This is a genomic window from Streptomyces novaecaesareae (assembly GCF_000716875.1).
GTDB lineage: Bacteria > Actinomycetota > Actinomycetes > Streptomycetales > Streptomycetaceae > Kitasatospora > Kitasatospora novaecaesareae.
Genome location: NZ_JNWQ01000056.1, coordinates 18,256 through 37,256, shown reverse-complemented (window position 1 = coordinate 37,256; position 19,001 = coordinate 18,256). Strand labels below are relative to the sequence as shown.

Genomic DNA, 19,001 nt, shown 5'->3' with positions numbered 1-19,001 from the left:
GTCCTTCGTCACCTTCGTCATCGCCGAGCCTACGTGCTGCGCCCCGCTCGGGTGCCCCGCTCAGGTACCCCGGTGGTGGATCTCCTCCAGCACCGTCGCACCCAGCTCGCGGATGATCAGCTCCTGACCGGAGAACGCCTCCTCGTTGAGGTCCGGGTCGTCCTCCTCCGGGACGTCGTCCTCCGGCGCCACCGACCGCACCGGACGGGCCGGCTGCGCCGCGACGGGCGGCGCGGCCTGCACCGGCGCGGACTGGACGGGCGGGGCCTGCACCGGCGGGGGCACCACCGAGGGCGCGGGCGCCGCAACGGGGGCGGCCGCCGGCGCCGCGGCCGGACGGGCCGGAGCCCCCCAGCCGCCACCGGCCGGGGCACCACCACCCTGGGCGCCACCGGACGGACCACCGCCCGGGGCGGCCCCGACGCCGCCGGACGGATCGACGATGCACTCGATGCGCCAGTCCACGCCCAGCGCGTCGGCCAGCGCGGCGCGCAGCACGTCGTCGCTGTTGCTGCCGACGAAGCTGTCCCGGGCGCCGGCGTTGATGAACGAGACCTGCAGCACACTGCCGTCGAACCCGGCCACCTGGCCGTTCTGGCTGAGCAGGATCCAGGTGAAGCGGCGGCGGTTCTTCACCGCCTCCAGGATCTGCGGCCACAGCTGCCGGACCTGCGCGGCGCCCTGCTGCGCGGCGGCCGACGGCTGCCCGCCGGGCGCCGCCACCGGGGCGGGCGCGGGCGCGGGGGCTGCGGGAGCCGGGGCCTGGACGGTCGGCTGCTGCTGCTGCTGCGGAGTGACAGGCGCCGCGGCAGCCGGCGCAGCCGGGGCGGGGGCGCTCCCGGCGGGCGGGAAGCTGCGCGGGATCGGCCAGGCCCCCGGCGCCGGCCCGGCGGGCGCGGCGGGGGGCGGTGACGCCTGCACGGGAGCCGCCTGCACCGGTGCCACCGGTACGGGCGCGGGCTGTACGGGCGCCGCAGCCGGGGCCTCCATCGCGGGCTCGGCCACCGGGGAGGGCATCGGCGCGGCCACCGGCACCGCCGCCGGAGCGCCCATCGGCGCGGCCCCCATCGGCGCGGCGAACCCGCCGGCCGCCGCCCGCCGCTCCAGCTTGTCCAGCCGGGCCTGCAGCGACAGCTCGTCGCTGTACGCGCCGGGCAGCATCACCCGGGCGCAGATCAGCTCCAGCTGCAGCCGGGGCGCCGCGTTGCCGCGCATCTCGGTCAGCCCGGTGTTGACGATGTCCGCGGCCCGGCTCAGCTCGGCCGCGCCGAACGCGTCCGCCTGGGCCTGCATCACCGCGACCCGGTCCGCCGGGGCGTCGATCAGCCCCTTCTCCCCGGCGTCCGGCACGGTGGCCAGGATCACCAGGTCGCGCAGCCGCTCCAGCAGGTCGGTGACGAAGCGGCGCGGGTCGTGCCCGCCCTCGACCACCCGGTCGATCACCTGGAACACCGTCGCCCCGTCCTGCGCGGCGAAGGCGTCCACCACCTCGTCCAGCAGCGCGGAGTCGGTGTACCCGAGCAGCGCCGTCGCCATCTGGTACGTGACGCCGCCCTCGCCGGCCCCGGCCAGCAGCTGGTCCATGACCGACATCGAGTCACGCACCGAGCCCGCCCCGGCCCGGACCACCAGCGGAAACACCGTGTCCTCGACCTGGATGCCCTCCCGGCCGCAGACCTCCGCCAGGTAGTCGCGCAGCGTGCCGGGCGGGACCAGCCGGAACGGGTAGTGGTGCGTCCGGGACCGGATCGTCCCGATCACCTTCTCCGGCTCGGTGGTCGCGAAGATGAACTTGAGGTGCTCCGGCGGCTCCTCGACCACCTTGAGCAGCGCGTTGAAGCCGGCCGAGGTCACCATGTGCGCCTCGTCCAGAATGAAGATCTTGTACCGGCTGTGCACCGGCGCGAAGAAGGCCCGCTCACGCAGCTCGCGCGCGTCGTCCACACCACCGTGCGAGGCGGCGTCGATCTCGATCACGTCGATCGACCCGGGCCCGCCGGTCGCGAGGTCGCGGCAGGACTGGCACTCCCCGCACGGCGTCGGCGTCGGCCCCTGCTCGCAGTTCAGACAGCGGGCCAGGATGCGCGCGCTCGTCGTCTTGCCGCAGCCGCGTGGGCCGCTGAACAGGTACGCGTGGTTGACCCTGTTGTTGCGCAGGGCCTGCTGGAGCGGAGCGGTCACGTGCTCCTGCCCGATGACCTCCGCGAAGGTCTCGGGGCGGTAGCGGCGGTACAGGGCTAGGGACACACCCCCGACGATATCGGGACGGACCGACAAACGCGTCGTCCCTCACTCCCCACCCCCGGCCCACCCGCCCCCGGGAACGCAAAGACCCCCCGTGCACCCGCCAGAGCCCTCCTACCCTTGCTGCCTTCCGGCCCTGGGGGGGTTCAGAGAGATGACGCCACACGAGGGGCTGCCCCCCACACTACCGGATCCCGGCCCCGACGATCCACAGGCCACCCCCGCCCTCCAACCTGCGGGATAGGTGGTCGCGACCACCCCGAAACATGTACTAAGCTCTCCCACGGAGGATTCGCCTAGAGGCCTAGGGCGCACGCTTGGAAAGCGTGTTGGGAGCAATCCCTCACGAGTTCGAATCTCGTATCCTCCGCCGGCAGAAGGCCCGGACCGTTTCGACGGTCCGGGCCTTCGTCGTTCCGTCCCTCCGTCCCTCCGTCCCTCCGTCCTTACGTGTGGCGGCGGGGTGGGGCGGGCTGTTGGTGGTGCGGGTCCGTGGGTCAGGACTGGAGGACCTGGGCGAGTTCGGCGGTGCACATCATGTAGCCGTCGGGGGTGGCGAGCCGGGCGAGGTAGTGGGTGAGGTCGGCGCCGAGGGAGAAGACCCGGACGGGGGTGCCGGCGGCGCGGGCGGCTTCGACGACGCGGTGGACGCCGTCGAGGACGGCGGGGTGGCGGGTCTGGTACGAGTCGGCGACGAGGTGGTTGCCGCGGTCGGCGGCCAGGTAGAACTGGACCAGGTCCTTGACCCCGACGAAGAGTTCGCTGGCGCCGGCGGCGCAGATCTGCGGGGTGGCGTGGACGGCGGCGGGCGTCTCGATGAACGCGGAGAGCGAGACGTCGGGCGGGAGTTCGAGGTGCGACCGCAGTTGGGCGTACTCGTCGGCGTCGTTGAGGAACGGGACGGAGAGGTGGATCCGCTCCGCCTGGTCGCCGAGCCGGGTGCGCAGGGTGTCGAGCATGGTGTGCAGGGCGTCCCGGTAGGGGGCCGAGCCGAGCAGCCAGCGGGCGCCGTGCAGGCCCAGCTCGGGGTTGGGTTCGACGGCGACGGGGGCCTGTTCGGTGACGCTGGCGGCGTGGTCGGAGCGCAGGTCGAGCAGGCGCAGGACGAGGCGCTGGCCGGGCCGGAGTTCCTCGACGAAGGCGCAGAGCCGTTCGGCGATGGCCCGCCCGTAGCGGGCGGTCTCCTCCGGCCCGCCGTCGAGGGCGTCGAGCGGGCTGAGCCCGGCGGCGAGGCAGAGGAACTCCTCGCGGATGAAGAACGAGTCGACGCAGGTGGCGTTCGGCCCGCAGGCGTTGACGGTGCGGATGTCCTGGAAGTCGGCGATCACCGCGCAGGCGGCGCCGAGGTCCTGGACGGTGGGGGTGGCGGTGCCCGGTGCGGGGAGGGGCCCGGCGGCCGGGTCGGGGCCGAGCAGGATCGACCCGTCCTCCAGGTCGAGGGTGACCTCGCCGACCAGGGCGGCGAGGTCGGCCTCGTCGACCAGGAGCACCGGGATGCCGCGGCCGCGGCAGAGGGACTGCATGTGACCGGTCTGTCCGCCTTCGCCGCAGACCACGGCGCTGGCCGCGACGATGGCGTCGTACAGGCCGGCCTCCAGGTTGGGGGCGATCAGGATGGATCCCGCCTGCGGGTGTCGGGTGCGGTTGCAGGTGGCGCGCAGGGTGGTCCGGGTGCCAGCGGTGAGCAGGGAGCCTTGGATCCGTCGCCCGTTCAACTAGCCCTCCAGGTACTCGTCGGCGTCCTCGGTGTCCGCGATCTCCAGGTGGCGCCGTAGTTGACGCGGTGCCATGGAGACGTCGGTGAGTCTCCGGACTGCGGACCGGTTGACCGCCGCCTGCAGCCGGCGACGGCACCAGGTGCCGTCCGGGGTGGCGAGGGAGCCGATCAGGGCGTCCAGGCGGGCGTCGAGCTGCTCCCGTCGGACGCGGGCACGGGTGGCCATTCTCCTCACCTCCAGCTTCACAGCGTGCGTGAAGGCGGGGTCGGCCGCTTCCTCGAACGTGCCGTCGGAGGTGCGGGATTCGGCCAAGTCGCGGGCCGACCCCGGGGCGGGGACGGGTAACCGCCCCGGGGCGGGGACCGGGAACCGCCCGAGGGCGGGCTCCGAGTCGGCCTCGGGCAGCTCCAGTTGTTCGATGACATGGGCGGCGACCGCGATGGAGTGGTTCTTGATCGCGGCGAGGTTGAAGGCGAAGGCGCCGGTACGGCCGTTGCGGACGATCTCGTCGCCCTCGCGCAGCGGGCCGACGGCGGTGAGCGGGCCGGCGGGCACGCCGGAGGGGGTGAGCAGGACGCCGCGGTGGTCGACGTCGAGGCCGCGGCCGGTGCGCCCGTGCGGGGTGACGAGGCCGCGGCGCAGCAGGTTGCGCCACAGTTCCCCGTCGACCCGCCGGTAGTCGCTCTCCCGGCCGAAGTTGGAGACCACCAGGTCGGCCTCGACGGCCTGTTTCCCGTCGGCGGTGGCGACGGTGACCTCCAGCCGGCCCGACACGGCGGGGGTGACCGCCTGGACGGCCCCGACCAGCAGGCGGACCGGCCCGGAGTGCATCGACCGCTCGATGACGTCGATGGTGTACTGCACCGCGCCGACCCGTAAGGCGGCGATCGCGGTCCCGAACTCGTCCAGCAGGGCGCGCAGTTCGGGTGAAGGGATGCGGTCGATGGCGGACGGCAGGTGCGGCTCCCAGGCCTTGGCGACCCGCTCGGCAGCCACCTCGGGGGCGACGTCCGGGTACTCGCGGGCCACGATCGCGCAGGCCGCCTCCCACTCGACCCGGACCCGTCCTAAGAACTCCTCGCGGTTGCGGTACGGCTCCAACAGAGCGCCGGGGCAGGGCAGGTGCACGACGCCGTGCTCGTGGGCGTCGGGGTAGGCGCGGAACATCGTCCCGGTGCGGGAGACCAGCCGGATGCCGCCGGTGTGGCCCTGGCGCAGCAGCAGGCCGGCCGAGTCGTAGGCGCTGAGCACCGAGCCGACGATCACCACCTCGGCCTCGGACGCCAGCGCCTCCAACTTCCGTACGCCGTCGGCGGAGTAGGGGTGGCGGAGGAAGCACGGGTGCTCCAGCACCTCGGTGGCGAAGGGCAGGTCCTTCAGCTCCAGGCCGGTGGCGAGGACCACGTGCGCGGCGGACAGCACGTGCTCGGCGCCGTCCGAGCGGACCGTCAGGTCGATGCCGTCGGCCGTCGGCGCGAGGTCGACGGCCTCGCCGTCGGCCTCGGTGAGCAGGACGCCCGGGTAGGCCTCGCGGGCGGCCTCGGCGAGCCGCTGCTCCAGGTAGTCCTGGAATATCCGCCGGGGTGCCGGGCCCGGCTCGGTGAACTCGTACTCGGCCCACTGCGCGGGCCAACCGCCGCGGTCGGCCTCCCGGTTGGCCCAGCGGACGAAGTCGAGGACGTCCTCCCGGAACACCGACATCCGCCCGGCCTGGATGTTGAAGACGTGGTCCCAGGGGTTGCCGTCCCGGTGGTAGGCGACCCCGGCGGAGCGGTAGTCGGTGCGCCGCTCCAGCAGGACGATCTCGACCGGGCGGCGGGCGAAGTGGAGCATCCTGATCGCGGTGGCGGTGCCGGCCAGGCCGGCTCCCACCACAACAACCCTGGGACAGGTGACTGTTCGACTCATGCTGAAGCCTTCCGCTCGCGGGGTCGGAACCGGGAACCCGGGGCCCGGCACCATCCACCGCGCCCGGGCACCGGGCCGCCGACGGAGTGTGCGCGGGCTGTCCGCGGATCAGGCTAGGACTGCGGATGTCGACACAGGCGGCCTTCCCCCGGGTTGTGACAGACGGGGCCGGAGTGACCGGCGAGGCCCACCGCCCCGTACGGGCGCTGACGGCGCCGACACCACTGGGTGAACTCCGCGCGCCGGACCGTACGGCCGCGACCTAACTTCGAGTCATGAAACTTTACTCTCCGCGCATGAAGTCCTGGGGGCGGGCCGGTGTGGTCGCCGCTGCCGTGGTGGTGTTCGGCGCCACGACGGCGGGTGGCGCCGTCGGCCGGGCGCCGTTCCTCGGGCCGCTGAACACCGTGTCACCGATCGCCTCGACGGTGCCCGCCAACGGGGACGTGAACCCGTACGGCACGTTCGTGGTCCGGCACAGTGTGGGCAAGCTGCGCCGCGGCCACGTCCTCGTCAGCAACTTCAACAACGCGCAGAACCAGCAGGGCACCGGGACGACCCTGGTCCAGGTCAGCCCGGACGGAGCAGTCAGCGAGTTCGCCCGGATCGACCCGTCGACGCTGCCCGGGCCCTGCCCCGGCGGGGTCGGGCTCACGACCGCGCTGACCGTGCTTCCGGGCGGCTGGGTCGTGGTCGGGAGCACGCCCACCACGGACGGCACCTCCGACACCGTCCAGGCCGGCTGCCTGCTGGTGCTGGACAGCAACGGGACGGTCCGCGAGACGATCGCGGGCGACGGCATCAACGGCCCGTGGGACATGACGGCGGTCAGCTTCGGCAACCGCGACGAGCTGTTCGTGACCAATGTGCTGAACGGTACGGTCGACGGCCGCGGGGCCGAGGTCGATCAGGGCACCGTGCTGCGGATCACCCTGTGCCGGCACGGCGACGCGCCGCCGCAGCGGATCGCCACCACCCAGATCGGCTCGGGCTTCGGCGAGAAGACCGACCCGGCCGCCCTGGTGATCGGCCCCACCGGCGTCGGGCTCGGCCACGACGGCACGCTCTACGTCGCGGACACCCTCGCCAACCGGATCGCCGCGATCCCCGACGCCGTCCACCGCACCACCGACGCGGGCACCGGCACCACCGTAAGCACCGGCGGCAGCCTCAACGGGCCGCTCGGCCTGGTCGTCGCCCCGGGTGGTGACGTCCTCACGGTGAACTCCGGCGACGGCAACCTGGTCGAGACCACCCCCGCCGGCGACCAGGTCGCCGTCCGCACGCTCGACAACAGTGGCTCCCCGGCCGGCGCCGGCGCCCTGTTCGGACTCGCGGTCGACCTCGACCACGACGCCGTGTACTTCGTCGACGACGCCGCCAACTTCCTGGACGTCCTCCACTGACCGGGACCGGCAGCAGGCCCGGACCGCTTCGCTGCGGCCCGGGCCTTCGCCGTGCGGTGGTTGCGCGGTTCAGCGGCACAGGGCCGCGTCGACGGCGCTCTGGGCGGCGTATGCGCCCACCGCCGGACCCGCCCGCGGGAGGCCGGTGCGGACGTCCGAATCCTTCAAGACCCGCCGCCCCCGCGCCGCCTAGCGTGAGGGGCATGACCAGCACATCCGCACCGCAGTTCGCCTTCATCGGCCTCGCCGTCTCCGACGTGGCCGCCTCGGTCGCCTTCTACCGGCGGCTCGGGATCGAGTTCCCCGAGGGCGTCGAGAACGAGCCGCACGTCGAGGCCGAGCTGCCCGGCGGGCTGCTCCTGGTGGTCGACGCGGAGTCCACCATCCGTTCCTTCCACCCGGCCTGGCAGCCGCCGGCCGGCGGCGGGCGCACCTCGCTGGCGTTCCGCTGCGAGAGCCCCGCGCACGTGGACGCGCTGTACGAGGAGCTGACCGGCGCCGGGTACCACGGGGAGCTGAAGCCGTGGGACGCCTTCTGGGGCCAGCGGTACGCCGCGCTGCACGACCCGGACGGCAACGGGGTCGACCTGCTCGCACCGCTGTCCTGACCGGCTCCCGACCCGCCACGGAACGCGCCAGGACGGCCGCTACGGCCGCTACGGCCGCAGCAGGGTGGTCACCGTCCGGCCCGCCAACTCCCTGACGTCACGGGCCAGATGGGCCTGGTCCGCATAGCCCGTCCGGGCCGCCGTCTCGGCGAGCGGGACGCCGGAGCGGGCCAGGGCGAGGGCGCGCTGCATGCGCAGGATGCGGGCGAGCGTCTTGGGCCCGTACCCGAAGGCGGTCAGCGAGCGGCGGTGCAGCTGCCGTGCGCCGAGGCCGACCGCCTCGGCCGTCGCCGCGACCGACCGGCCCGCGGCCAACGCGGCGACCACCGCCCGGATCTGCGGGTCCTCGGGCTGCGCGGCGGCCGCCAGGCGCAGCGCCAGGGCCTCCAGCTCGGCGGCCGGGTCGGGCGCCGCGTCGATCCGTTCGGTGAGCCGCCGTACCTCGGCGCCGGACCGCATATCGGCCAACTCGACCCGCTGGTCGAGGAGTTCGTACGCGGGGACGCCGAGCAGCGCGGGGGCGGCGCCGGGGCGGAAGCGTACGCCCACCCAGGGGCCCCGCAGTCCGGGTCCGGGGCTGAAGGCCCGGGTGTCCGGCCCGGCGACGAGCAGCCGGCCCGCTGTCCACAGCAGGTCCATGCAGCCGTCGGGCAGCACGAGCCCGGCCTCGCCACCGCCCGTGCGCCCCACGGCCCGCTTGGTCCACACGACCGCACCGGGCAGCCGGGACGCGCGCTCCAGGTACTCGGAGGACATGACGCGAAGGCTACGCGCCCGCGGCGGGGGCCGCCTTCCGGACTGCCGCGCTGCCGGGCGGCCGGACTGCCGCACTGCTGGGCGCCGGCCCGGCACACCGACGGCCCGGCCGGCGCGGCGGCTCAGCCGGCCGTCTCCGCCACCGGCTCCGCCGCACCCCCGCCCCCGGCGCCCCCGGCGGCCTTCGCGCCGTCGCCCCGCATCAGCACCAGGGTGAGCGCCGCGGCCGCCACCACCGCGATGCCGCCCACCGTGAAGGTGGTGGAGGTGGCGGTGTTGAAGGCCTCGCGGGCGGCCGTGGCCAGCCCGCCGTCCCCCGTGGAGCCGGCGACGGCGAGCGCGCCGGTGATGTCGTGGCGCGCGGCGGCGGGGGCGCCGTCGGGCATCGCGCCGGTGTAGGTGCCGGAGAGCACGGTGCCGAGGATGGCCACGCCGAGCGCGGCACCGGACTGCTGGATGGTGTCGTTGAGCGCGGAGCCGACGCCCGCGTGCTCGCCGGGGATGGCCCCCATCAGCGCGTTGGCGGCGGCCGGCATGCCGAGGCCGGAGCCGACACCCAGCACCAGCATGGCCAGGGCGACCTTGGTGAAGCCGTCGCCGACCGAGAGCGTGGCCAGCAGCCCGAACCCGCCCGCGATGACGAGCATGCCGGCCGCGGTGAGCACCCGGGCCGGGAGCTTCTTGCCGAGTGCGGCGCCCACCCCGTTGAAGACCAGCGAGGCGACGGCCAGCGGGATGAAGGCGAGACCGGTGTCGGTGGGCGAGAACTCCAGCACGAACTGGAGGTGCTGGGTGAGCACCAGCATCAGTCCGCCGGTGGCGAAGGTCAGCAGGACGAGCGAGAAACTGGCGCCGGTGAACACCCGGTTGCGGAACAGCTTGATCGGGACCATCGGCGCGTCGGTGCGGACCTGTCGGACGGCGAACCCGGCCAGTGCGGCCACGGCGACGGCGAGCGCCCCGAGCGTGCCCGGGCTGGTGAAGCCGTCGCGGGGCAGCACGATGATCGACCAGACCAGCGCCGTCATGCCGACCATCGACAGCACCATGCCCAGCAGGTCGGGCCGGCGCCACGGCCCCTTGGACTCCGGCATCAGCAGCACCGCGGCGAGGACGGCGACCGCCGCGACCGGCACGTTGAGCAGGAAGACGGCGCCCCACCAGAAGTGCGCGATGAGCGCGCCGCCCAGCACCGGCCCGCCGACCAGGCCGACCATGGCCACCGCGGTCCAGGCGGCGATCGCCTTCGGCCGCTCGTCGTCGTCGAAGACGGTGATCAGGATGGAGAGCGTGCTCGGCATGACCAGCGCGCCGCCGACGCCCATCAGGACGCGTCCGGCGATCAGTTGGCCGGGGCTGTCGGCGACGGCCGCGACCAGCGAGGCGGCACCGAACAGGGCCAGTCCGATGATCATCACCTTCCGCCGCCCGAAGCGGTCGGAGAGGCTGCCCGAGGTGAGCAGCAGGCCGGCGAAGACCAGGATGTACGAGTCGATGATCCACTGGATGTCCTGCGCCCCGGCCTTGAGGTCCTCCGCCATCGGCGGGATGGACACCGTGAGCACCATGTTGTCGATCACCAGCACCAGGCTGCTGAGGCAGAGCACAACCAGGATGAGCCAGCGCCGCGGATTGCGTTCCACCGCGTTCCCCCTTCGGACTTTTCGGACTTCTCGAACCTCTCGGACGGTCCCGAGGTCGAGATCGGTGCGCGGCCCGCGGCCGTGCGGAAGTCGTCGCGGCACACACCGCCCTCCGTCCCCACGGGAACAGCGTGCGCCGCTCCGAACACTGTACGGACGCCGCACAGTGTTCGCAACGCCGTACAGTGTGCGGAACGACTTATGCTGAACCGGACGAAGCCCGCACCGACGTACGGACCTGCAGACCTGCAGAGATCTACGGATCCACGGATCCACGGACCCGCGGACGGGCGACCACGAGCGATGAGGAGGGCCCGATGGCGGCCAAGTCGGAGGACGGAACGGCGGGCATCCCCACCCTGTGGACGCGCCCGCAGCGGCCCCGCCGGGATCAGCCCGCGCTCAGCCGCGAGCAGATCGTCACGGAGGCCCTCGCACTCCTGGACAGCGACGGCATCGAAGCGCTGAGCATGCGCAAGCTCGGCGCCCGCCTCAACGCCGGCGCCACCTCGCTCTACACCCACGTCGCCAACAAGGACGAACTGCTCGCGCTCGCCGTCGACCAGGTCTTCGCCGAGCTCCGGCTGCCGGAGCCGACCCCGGAGGCAGCCCCGGAGCCCGGCCAGGAAGCAGCCCCGGAGCCCGGCCAGGAGCCCAGCCAGGCGACAGAACGCCCCGACAGCGATCCGAAGGTCTGGCGCACGGCCATCGAGGAGTGCGCCGAGGGCGTGCGCGCGCTCATCCTGCGCCACCCCTGGATGGTCTCGGTGATCGGCGACGTCGGGATGGTCTACTTCGGCCCCAGCTGGATGCGGCTGTCCGAAGCCTTCCTGGCCCTGCTGGAATCGGCCGGCCTCAGCCTCATCGAGGCCAACGAGGCGATGGGCGTCGTCGTCGGCTACACCATCGGAGCGGCCACCGTGGAGGCCGCCTGGCTGAGCGCGCTGACCAAGCGCGGCCGGGACGAGCAGGAGTGGATGGATCAGCTCCTGCCCGCCGTCATCGAGGCCACCAAGGACCACCCGCGGCTGCACCGGCTGTACACCACGGCGGTGAGCCAGGAGGTCGAGCAGGGCCGGGACTCCGCCTTCCTCAGCGGCGTCCGACTGATCCTGGACGGGATCGAGGCCTCCTGGGCGGCGCGCACCGCCGGCCGGCCGGACTGAGTCACAACTCCCTTCGGACTAGCGCTCGTTCAGCGCCTGCACCTCCGCGTAGCCGGGCACCGCCCCCACCGGCTCGCCCGCCGCGACGGCGGCCGCCGTGGCCACCGCCGCCGCCAGCGCCGAGCGGTACAGCAGCGAGCCGAGGCTGACCCGGGCCACCCCGAGCCCGGCCAGCTCGGCCAGGCCCGGACCGGTCGGCGTCAGGAGGATGTTGAGCGGGACGCCCACCGCGCCGACCAGCCGGGCGATGGCCGCCGGCTCGGCCAGCCCGGGGACGAACACGCCGTCCGCGCCCGCCCGCCGGTACGCGTCCAGGCGGCCGAGGGTCTCCGGCTCCGGGTCGTCCTGCCCGCACCAGTAGGTGTCGGTACGGGCGTTCACGAACAGCTCCGGCACGGCCGCCTTCACCGCCGCGACCTTCGCCGCGTGAACGGCGACCGGAGCCAGCGTGCCGTCCGCCCGGCCGTCCTCCAGGTTGATGCCGACCGCCCCGGCCTGCGCCAACTCGACTGCCAGCGCGGCGACTTCGCCCGGGTCGTCGCTGAAGCCGGACTCCGCGTCGACACTGAGCAGGAAGCCCCCGCGCCCGAGCCGGCGCGCCAGCCGTACGGTCTCCGCACGGGTGGCGGCGGCACCGTCGGGCAGCCCGGCGGCGGCCGCCACACCCAGGCTGGTGGTGCCGATCGCGGGGTGGCCGGCGGCGGCGAGGGCGGCGGCCGAGGCGTGGTCCCAGGCGTTGGGGAGCAGCAGCGGACGGCCGGGGCGGTGGTGCAGGGCGGCGAAGGGGGTCATGGCACGGGCTCCTCGATGGTCAGTGGTTGTGGGGTTCGTACGGCCTGCGGGGCTCTCACGGCCTGCGGGGTTCCTGCGGCCTGCGGGGTTCGTACGGCCTGCGGGGTTCCTGCGCGCTGCTGGGTTCATACGGCCCCCTCGGCCACGGGCCCCGCCGGCCGCAGGTCCCCCACGGAGTCCGCGTAGTACCCGGACCCGGCGACGTGGCGGACGATCCGCCGGAAGCTCCAGCCCGTCCCCGGCGAGTCGTCCAGGTACGCGTCCGGCAGGGCGGCCACCCGGCGGGCCCAGATCACGGCCAGCCGGGTGAGGCGGCTGCGGGCCTCGTCGAGGTCGGCGGCGGTGAACGGGGCGAGGTCGGCCGGGGTGGTGACGTTGGAGGCGTGCCAGTGGTCGGGCTCGGTCGGTTCGCCGGCCAGCCGGGCGTCCAACTCGGCCAGGTGGTCGAGGAGATGGTCGGTGACGCGGCGAACCGCCTTGTGCGGCGTGTACGTCCGTCCGTCGGCGTTGACGACCGGGCGGCCGTCCCAGGCCGTCCAGGTGGCGGCCAGGGTGAGCACGTGGTCGACCATCTCCGGTACCAGCATGGCGAGTTCCGCCTTGTCGACGCCCCTCCCGCCTGCCTCATCGGCATCCACCGAATCCAGGTCCGCAGGATCGGAGGCCCCGAACAGGATGCCTTCCGCGATGACCAACGCGTGCGAGCGCCCCGGGCAGGCCCTGGGCGGCGCGCCGAAGGTGAGCGCCACGCCGTCCGGCGCTTCCGGCTGCGCGGCCGCGATGTCCAGCACCACGTGCGTCCCGGCCGGCACGGCGACCCCGCCGACTGCGGTCGCCCGGGCGGCGAGGCGGCGCATCGCCCGCACCGGCGGGTCCTCCCGCAGCACGACGTCCGCTCCGCACCCGTTCCGGCGGGCGGCCTCGACCAGGGCGGCGGTGGCATCGCAGGCCTGGACGAGCAGGCCGATCCGGTTGGCAGCCGTCTCCTCATCCGGGTCGCCCATGGCGGGCAGCAGCCGGGCCACCGCCGCGTCCGCCTCGGGGTCCTCCGGTCCGCCCGACGCGTCCGCGAAGTACGCCCGGGCCACTGTCGCGACGTCCCGCGCCACGGCCTCCGGGTCGGCCAGGCCGAGTGCCGCCGCGAGGACCCGGACCACCCGCAGCCGTACGTCGGGGTCGAAGCCGCCCGCCGCGGCCACCCGCAGCGCGGCCGGGTCCAGCCGTTCCAGGTCGGCCAGGACCAGCGCCCGGCGCCGGGCGTGCGGCTCGCCCGAGGAGAACCGGGCGACGGAGGCCCGCAACCAGGCCATCCCGGCGGGCGCACCGGCGCCCACGGGCGCCGCCGGCAGCGGGACCAACGCCGGGTCGGCCAGGGCCGCCGTGACGTCGTCGTAGCGGGAGAAGGTCAGGGTTGCGGAGCCGGAGGCCACCGTCGGTTCGCTCATGCCGCCATCGTGGCCCCGGCTCGTTTCGGCCCCCGCCGAACTGTGCCGGGGCGACGATGGAGCCATGCCCTCGCAACCCCGCCCCGCCGGCTCCGCCCAGTCCCGCCCGCGCCCGCCCCGCTCCACCCCTCGCCCGCCCCGGGCCGCCGACCACGGCGGCAGCTCGCTCGCCGCCCTCGCCGCCCTGCTCGCCGACCCCACCCGCGCCGCCTTCTGCGACGCACTGCTCGACGGCCGCGCCTGGACGTCCGGTGAACTGGCCCGGTACGCGCGCGTGGCGCCGTCCACGGCCAGCGAGCACCTGTCCCGGCTGATCGCGGGCGGACTGCTGGCCGAGGAGCGGCAGGGCCGGCACCGGTACGTCCGGCTGGCCACGCCCGCGGTGGCCACCCTGCTGGAGGACCTCACCGCCTTCGCCGAGTCCGGCGGCACCGGCACCCGCCCGCCCCGCACCCTGGCCGAGGCCGGTCGGCTGAGTGCCGAGGCCCGCGCCCGGACCTGCTACGACCACCTGGCCGGCCGCCTCGGCGTGGCCGTCGCCGACGCACTGCTCAACCGTGGCCTGATCGCCGAGGACACCGGGCTCGCCGTCACCGAACGCGGCCGGGCCTGGCTGGCCGCCCAGGCGATCGAGCTGCCGCCGCGCACGGGCCGCCGCGGCGGGCGCCCGGTGGTGCGCAACTGCCTGGACTGGACGGAGCGCCGCAACCATGTCGGCGGGGCGCTGGGCGAGGCGCTCTGCCGGACCGCCCTGGACCGCGCCTGGGTCGAGCGGATCGGCTCCGGCCGGGCCCTGCGGGTCACCCCGGACGGCGGCCGGGCGCTGCACGAACTCCTCGGCGTGGACGTCCCCTGACGCCGCCCGCTCCCGGCCCCCCGGCTCCCGCTCCCCTCCCCCGACCCCCGGCCCGTCCGCCTCACCCCATCGACTTCGCCCCGTCCAGCGACTCCCGGATGATGTCCGCGTGCCCGGCGTGCTGCGCGGTCTCCGCGATCACGTGCAACAGCACCCGCCGGACCGACCAGGCCGTACCCGGCGGGAACCACGGCGCCGACGGCAGCGGGTGGGCGAGGTCGAGGTCGGGCAGGGTCCGGATCAGCTCGTCCGTCCCGCGCGCCACCCGCTCGTACTCCGCGAGCAGCCCGGCCAGCGTCTCGCCCTCCGCCATCCGGAACTGGGCCGCCCACGCGTCGGCCCCGCCCTGGTTGCTGTCCCCGGCCCGCATCGCCTCCGCACCGCCGGTCATGAACCGGGACCAGCGCGCCTCGACGGCCGCCACGTGCTTGAGCAGCCCGCCCAGGCACAGCTCGCTGACCGTGGTGCGCTCGGCCGCCTGCGCGTCGGTGAGGTCGCGCACGGTGCGCCGCAACAGGCCGCGGTGCTTGTCCAGCGTCTCGACCAGGTCCTCGCGCTCGCCCATCAACTGCTCCTCATCGGTCGCACCCCCGTCACACGGACCCCGTCACGCGGACCCCGTCGAACGGACCCGTCACACGTCCACCGTGTTCGGCTGCTCGCCGACCGTCCGTCCGAGGTCGATGATCCCGAAAGCCGCGCCCTGCGGGTCGCCGACCGCCGCGAATCGGCCGAAAGGACTGTCCATCGGCCCGAAGTAGACCTTGCCGCCGCGCGCCGTCAGCCGATCGATCGCGGCGTCGGTGTCGTCCACGGCGAAGTAGACGCTGACGTACGAGGGCGCCTCGGGCGGCAGGAAGTCGCCCTCCGCACCCATCCGGCCCAGCACCGGCCGGTCGCCGATCTGGAACATCCGGTAGTCGAACTCCTCGGAGTCCATCTTCTTCACGCCGTACGGGAAGACCGCCGGGAAGAAGGCGTCCGCCTTCGCCGGCTCGCGGGTGACCAGTTCGGCCCAGCTGTACGCCCCGGGCTCGCCCTGCTTCTCGAAGCCCGCGTGGCGCCCGGCCTGCCAGACGCCGAACACGACACCGCCCGGGTCCTTGGCGATCACCATCGTGCCGAAGTCCCCGACCTGCATCGGCCCCATGACCACCTCGCCGCCGTTGGCGCGGATCCGCGCGGCGGTGGCGCCGGCGTCCGGCGAGGCGAGGTACAGGCACCAGGCGGACTGCACCTGCTCGCCGGGCATCGGCGGGACGACCGCGGCGACCGCCTTGCCGTCGGAGTACGCCTGCGTGTAGTTGCCGAACTCCGAGGAGCTCTCGCCGAAGGTCCAGCCCAGCACGTCACCGTAGAAGGCCTTCGCGCCCTCCACGTCGGTGAACATCGCGTCGGCCCAACAGGGTGTGCCCTCAGGTAGCGCAGCCATCTCTCAGCCCTCGTCCGTGGCGAAGTGCGCGCGCCGGAAGGCGCACGCGCGGCCCCCGACTCGCCAGCCTAGCCACGACGCGGCGCACCCGCGCGGGATGACCGCACGGGTGCGCCGGGTGCCCTCGTACGCCGACCGCTCAGTGCTTCGGCACCGCCCCGCTCAGCGGCGGCCGCAGCGAGGCCGTGCCCAGACCGGTCGGGCCGAGCCGAACCGCCGGACCCACCGAACCTGCCGCCCTCGCCGGAGCTGCCGAACCCACCGCCCCCGCCCGCCGGGCCTCCACCGCCGCCGCCAGGTCCCGCTCGGCGCCGAAGTGCCGTCGCAGGTCCTCCTCGGTGTACCGGCGGCAGCCCTCGTGCCAACTCAGGATGCCCGCGAGCCAGTTCTCCAGTTCCTTCACGTACCCGTCGAGCGTCTCCCGGGCCGCCGGGTCCAGCCCGAAGTCCTCGTACATGACCGGGAGTTCCTTCGCCACGACGTGCTGGAACTGGCCCAGCCGCGAGTGCATCAGGTCGTCGACGATCCGGACGGCCGCCGGGTAGTCGCAGCCGAAGAAGTTCTGCACCACCAGGACGACGTTGTGCAGCTCCCCCTCGTACTCGACCTCCTTCTGGTACGAGAAGAGGTCGTTCATCATGGCCGCGTAGTCCATGGCGGAGTGCTCCAGCGCACGCATCGAGCCGTGCCGGTACACCTCCGCGGGCACGGTCTGGCCGTGGCCGAGGCGGCAGAGGCTCGCGGTGAGGTCGGAGCCGAAGGTCGCGCGGCGCATCTCCAGGTAGTCCACCGGGTCCGGGATGCGGTGCTGGATCGCGTTGGCGAGCTCCCAGATCCAGCTCGCCGTCATGTCCTCGACGGTCTTGCGGAACTGGCCCCTGGCCTCGACGGTCATCGGGCCGGCGGTGCGCTCCCAGATGTCGGCGAGGCCGCGTTCCAGCGCGTTGGCGGGCTCCGGCGCGGGGCTGCCGTCCACCGGCATGAACAGCGCCAGCCGCTCGTTGGCGCGCTTGGCGCCGGTCAGGTCGCGGGTGCGGCCGAAGACCGCCGGGTAGTAGTCGTCGGCCCAGGTGCCCCAGGCCAACCAGGCGGTGTCGATGTCGAGTTGGTCGGCGGTGGCGTCCGGGTGGATGCCGGCCGCGCAGAGCGCGAGGTCGTAGTCGCGCATCGACTCGGCGTCCCAGATGCCGGATCCGGGGATGGCCGGGTCCGCCTCCAGCAGGCCCATCCGCCCGGCCCACTCGACCACCCGCTCCCGGGCGCCGTCCAGGTGCGGGCTGAGCGACAGCGCGAACGGCAGCCTGAACTCGGGCAGTCGGGACGGTCCGACGGCCTGGTACGGCACGTGCCCGTGCGAGCGCGCCCGCCGCTCGGCCGGTCCCGCCCCGGCCTTCACCGCCGAGCCCGCCGCGCCCTCCGCATCCTTCCTCTCCGCCGTCCCACCGGCCGTCGCCCTGCTGCGCAGGATGTCCAGCGCCGAGGTGCCGATCCCGCCGATCGCGTACTGGTCCCACCAGTTGCCGGAACCCGGCAGCCCCGGCAGCCCCGGCAGCGCCCCGCCCGAGCCGGGCGCCACCTCACCGGCCGAACCCGCCGCCGCCCCGCCGCCGTTCATGTACCGGCTGGAGCGCATGTGCCACTCGTGCCCGCCGGACTGCCAGTCCTGCAGCCCCTTGACGTACGCCATGACCTTCGCCCGGCCCTCCGGGCCGATCCCGGTCTCCGCGAACAGCACCGGGAGTTCGGTGAACACGGTGTTCTCGAACTGCTGGAGCCGCGAGGTGAGCAGGTCGTTGACCGCGTCGGCGGCCTCCTGGGTGCTGCACTCCAGGAAGCGCTCCAGCACCAGGATGCCGTTGCTCAACTCCCCCTCGTCCTCCACCTCCCGCTGGTACGAGAAGATGTCGTTGCGCAGGTGCACGCCGTCGGAGAAGGCGTCCATCAGCACCCGCAGCGCGCGCGAGCCCGACACCTCCTTCGGCACCTCGGCGCCGGCCGCGTACTCGACCAGCTGGGCGGACCACGGCGCACCGCCGACCTTGCGGCGCATCTCGATGTACTCGACCGGGTTGGCCACCCGGCCGGCGTCGATGTTGGCGAGCTCCCAGAGCGACTCGTCGAGCAGGTTGCGGGTGCTCTCGGCGAACCGGCGCCGCCAGTCCTCGCCCATCGCCGGCACGGTGCGCCGCCACAGGTCGGCCAGGCCCGCCTCGACCGGGTTCTCCGGTTCCGGCATCGGGGTGGCCGGGTCGGCCGGCATGAACAGCGGCAGCCGGTCGAGGTGCGCCTTGCCCGCCTCGCGGTCGTTGGTGCGCTTGTACATGTCGAGGAAGTGGTCGTCGAAGAAGAAGACCCAGACGTACCAGTCAGTCACCAGCGACAGCGCCTCGGCGGAGGCGTCGGGGTGGGTGTAGGCGCAGAGCAGGCCGTAGTCGTGCGCATCCAGGTCGGCCTGGTCCCAGATTCCGGAGCCCTCCAACATGCCCATCTCCCGGGCCCAGTCGGTGGAATGGGCCCGCGCCTCGTCCAGGTGGGGGTTGAGGCGTGCCGGGTGCGGCACGTAGAAGGACGGCAGTTCGAACGGCTGGGTCACGGCGGGCGAGCCTTTCTGGACGCGTCGATTGGACCAAGAATGACCCGCACCCCGGGCGCCACACCGGCACAACAGAAACAGTCATATGAGATGACCAACCCGCTCGAACCCCAGCTCGAACTGCCACCCGAGCGATCACCCGGCCCCGGATCGTACGGACGACCCCCCTCCCCCACCCCGTCCGCCCCACCACAACCACCCACCCAGCCGAGCGCACCCCCACCCCCACACGCCCCGTCCCCACCCCGCACCACCCGCCGACCCCGACCCCAACGCCGCAGGGGCGGACCCCCATCGGGTCCGCCCCTGCGCTGTGACCGGTGTGCGCCGGCGTTCAGGCCGCCAGTCCGAGGGCCCGTACTCGGCGCCGGCGAAGACCGAGTACGCCGAGAAGCCGACCATGAGGGCGCCGAGGATGGTGACGACGATGTGGG

The 19,001-nt window shown here is 74.0% G+C and carries 14 protein-coding genes, 1 tRNA gene and 1 other RNA gene; 5 read left to right on the top strand and 11 right to left on the bottom strand.

The window, feature by feature from the left end; genetic code table 11:
- Nucleotides 1-60 precede the first annotated feature (60 nt).
- Both OP86_RS21370 and ffs read right to left on the bottom strand, forming a co-directional pair.
- A complete protein-coding gene (locus OP86_RS21370) occupies nucleotides 61-2,247 on the bottom strand; it encodes a DNA polymerase III subunit gamma and tau (RefSeq protein WP_033332798.1) in 2,187 nt (728 codons plus the stop codon).
- 77 nt (nucleotides 2,248-2,324) lie between these two features.
- An RNA gene (ffs, locus tag OP86_RS34345) (signal recognition particle sRNA small type) lies at nucleotides 2,325-2,421 on the bottom strand.
- Between the two features lie 108 nt (nucleotides 2,422-2,529).
- Between ffs and OP86_RS21365 the strand changes: the two genes are divergently transcribed.
- A tRNA-Ser gene (locus OP86_RS21365) sits at nucleotides 2,530-2,614 on the top strand.
- A gap of 127 nt (nucleotides 2,615-2,741) precedes the next feature.
- Here OP86_RS21365 and OP86_RS21360 read toward each other — a convergent pair.
- Both OP86_RS21360 and OP86_RS21355 read right to left on the bottom strand, forming a co-directional pair.
- Nucleotides 2,742-3,959: a putative PEP-binding protein gene (locus OP86_RS21360; RefSeq protein WP_030060039.1), complete on the bottom strand. Its 1,218-nt coding sequence runs from the start codon at nucleotides 3,957-3,959 to the stop codon at nucleotides 2,742-2,744.
- Entirely contained in the window at nucleotides 3,960-5,834 is a 1,875-nt protein-coding gene (locus OP86_RS21355; RefSeq protein ID WP_234435031.1) for an FAD/NAD(P)-binding protein, read from the bottom strand.
- A gap of 311 nt (nucleotides 5,835-6,145) precedes the next feature.
- Here OP86_RS21355 and OP86_RS21350 point away from each other — a divergent pair, with 311 nt between their 5' ends.
- Nucleotides 6,146-7,276 carry an NHL repeat-containing protein gene (locus OP86_RS21350; RefSeq protein WP_030060041.1) on the top strand — a complete coding sequence of 377 codons (1,131 nt, stop codon included), beginning with the start codon at nucleotides 6,146-6,148 and terminating at the stop codon, nucleotides 7,274-7,276.
- Nucleotides 7,277-7,479: 203 nt separating this feature from the next.
- The gene (locus OP86_RS21345; RefSeq protein WP_030060042.1) at nucleotides 7,480-7,884 is read left to right on the top strand and encodes a VOC family protein; all 405 of its coding nucleotides are present in this window, start codon (nucleotides 7,480-7,482) and stop codon (nucleotides 7,882-7,884) included.
- Nucleotides 7,885-7,932: 48 nt separating this feature from the next.
- Here the strand turns inward: OP86_RS21345 and OP86_RS21340 are convergent, their stop codons facing one another.
- Both OP86_RS21340 and OP86_RS21335 read right to left on the bottom strand, forming a co-directional pair.
- Nucleotides 7,933-8,640 carry a helix-turn-helix domain-containing protein gene (locus OP86_RS21340; RefSeq protein ID WP_030259182.1) on the bottom strand — a complete coding sequence of 236 codons (708 nt, stop codon included), beginning with the start codon at nucleotides 8,638-8,640 and terminating at the stop codon, nucleotides 7,933-7,935.
- A gap of 122 nt (nucleotides 8,641-8,762) precedes the next feature.
- Nucleotides 8,763-10,283 carry an MFS transporter gene (locus OP86_RS21335; protein WP_030060044.1) on the bottom strand — a complete coding sequence of 507 codons (1,521 nt, stop codon included), beginning with the start codon at nucleotides 10,281-10,283 and terminating at the stop codon, nucleotides 8,763-8,765.
- 317 nt (nucleotides 10,284-10,600) lie between these two features.
- Between OP86_RS21335 and OP86_RS21330 the strand changes: the two genes are divergently transcribed.
- Nucleotides 10,601-11,449, top strand: coding sequence for a TetR/AcrR family transcriptional regulator (locus OP86_RS21330; RefSeq protein ID WP_051830374.1), 849 nt, complete (start codon nucleotides 10,601-10,603; stop codon nucleotides 11,447-11,449).
- Nucleotides 11,450-11,467: 18 nt separating this feature from the next.
- On the opposite strand, the gene OP86_RS21325 is transcribed toward OP86_RS21330, so the two are convergent.
- Nucleotides 11,468-12,241 carry an isocitrate lyase/PEP mutase family protein gene (locus tag OP86_RS21325; RefSeq protein ID WP_030259175.1) on the bottom strand — a complete coding sequence of 258 codons (774 nt, stop codon included), beginning with the start codon at nucleotides 12,239-12,241 and terminating at the stop codon, nucleotides 11,468-11,470.
- Nucleotides 12,242-12,366: 125 nt separating this feature from the next.
- Complete coding sequence (locus OP86_RS38245) at nucleotides 12,367-13,686, bottom strand: hypothetical protein (protein ID WP_234435030.1); 1,320 nt, start codon at nucleotides 13,684-13,686, stop codon at nucleotides 12,367-12,369.
- A gap of 64 nt (nucleotides 13,687-13,750) precedes the next feature.
- Here OP86_RS38245 and OP86_RS21310 point away from each other — a divergent pair, with 64 nt between their 5' ends.
- Entirely contained in the window at nucleotides 13,751-14,542 is a 792-nt protein-coding gene (locus tag OP86_RS21310; protein ID WP_078589123.1) for an ArsR/SmtB family transcription factor, read from the top strand.
- A 61-nt stretch (nucleotides 14,543-14,603) separates the two neighbouring features.
- Here OP86_RS21310 and OP86_RS21305 read toward each other — a convergent pair whose 3' ends face one another.
- The 3 genes from OP86_RS21305 to OP86_RS35020 form a co-directional block, all read right to left on the bottom strand.
- Complete coding sequence (locus tag OP86_RS21305) at nucleotides 14,604-15,107, bottom strand: DinB family protein (RefSeq protein WP_051830373.1); 504 nt, start codon at nucleotides 15,105-15,107, stop codon at nucleotides 14,604-14,606.
- A gap of 69 nt (nucleotides 15,108-15,176) precedes the next feature.
- Nucleotides 15,177-15,974, bottom strand: coding sequence for a VOC family protein (locus OP86_RS21300; protein WP_030060048.1), 798 nt, complete (start codon nucleotides 15,972-15,974; stop codon nucleotides 15,177-15,179).
- A 139-nt stretch (nucleotides 15,975-16,113) separates the two neighbouring features.
- Nucleotides 16,114-18,567 (bottom strand): terpene synthase family protein, encoded by a 2,454-nt coding sequence (locus tag OP86_RS35020; protein ID WP_051830372.1) that lies wholly within the window; start codon nucleotides 18,565-18,567, stop codon nucleotides 16,114-16,116.
- Nucleotides 18,568-19,001 lie beyond the last annotated feature (434 nt).

What these genes read in the sequence shown, in the direction of transcription:
- OP86_RS21350 (WP_030060041.1), top strand. Translation starts at nt 6,146, where the DNA reads ATGAAACTTTACTCTCCGCGCATGAAGTCCTGGGGGCGGGCCGGTGTG.
- OP86_RS21345 (WP_030060042.1), top strand. Translation starts at nt 7,480, where the DNA reads ATGACCAGCACATCCGCACCGCAGTTCGCCTTCATCGGCCTCGCCGTC.
- OP86_RS21340 (WP_030259182.1), bottom strand. Translation starts at nt 8,640, where the DNA reads ATGTCCTCCGAGTACCTGGAGCGCGCGTCCCGGCTGCCCGGTGCGGTC.
- OP86_RS21330 (WP_051830374.1), top strand. Translation starts at nt 10,601, where the DNA reads ATGGCGGCCAAGTCGGAGGACGGAACGGCGGGCATCCCCACCCTGTGG.
- OP86_RS21325 (WP_030259175.1), bottom strand. Translation starts at nt 12,241, where the DNA reads ATGACCCCCTTCGCCGCCCTGCACCACCGCCCCGGCCGTCCGCTGCTG.
- OP86_RS38245 (WP_234435030.1), bottom strand. Translation starts at nt 13,686, where the DNA reads ATGAGCGAACCGACGGTGGCCTCCGGCTCCGCAACCCTGACCTTCTCC.
- OP86_RS21310 (WP_078589123.1), top strand. Translation starts at nt 13,751, where the DNA reads ATGCCCTCGCAACCCCGCCCCGCCGGCTCCGCCCAGTCCCGCCCGCGC.
- OP86_RS21305 (WP_051830373.1), bottom strand. Translation starts at nt 15,107, where the DNA reads ATGGGCGAGCGCGAGGACCTGGTCGAGACGCTGGACAAGCACCGCGGC.
- OP86_RS21300 (WP_030060048.1), bottom strand. Translation starts at nt 15,974, where the DNA reads ATGGCTGCGCTACCTGAGGGCACACCCTGTTGGGCCGACGCGATGTTC.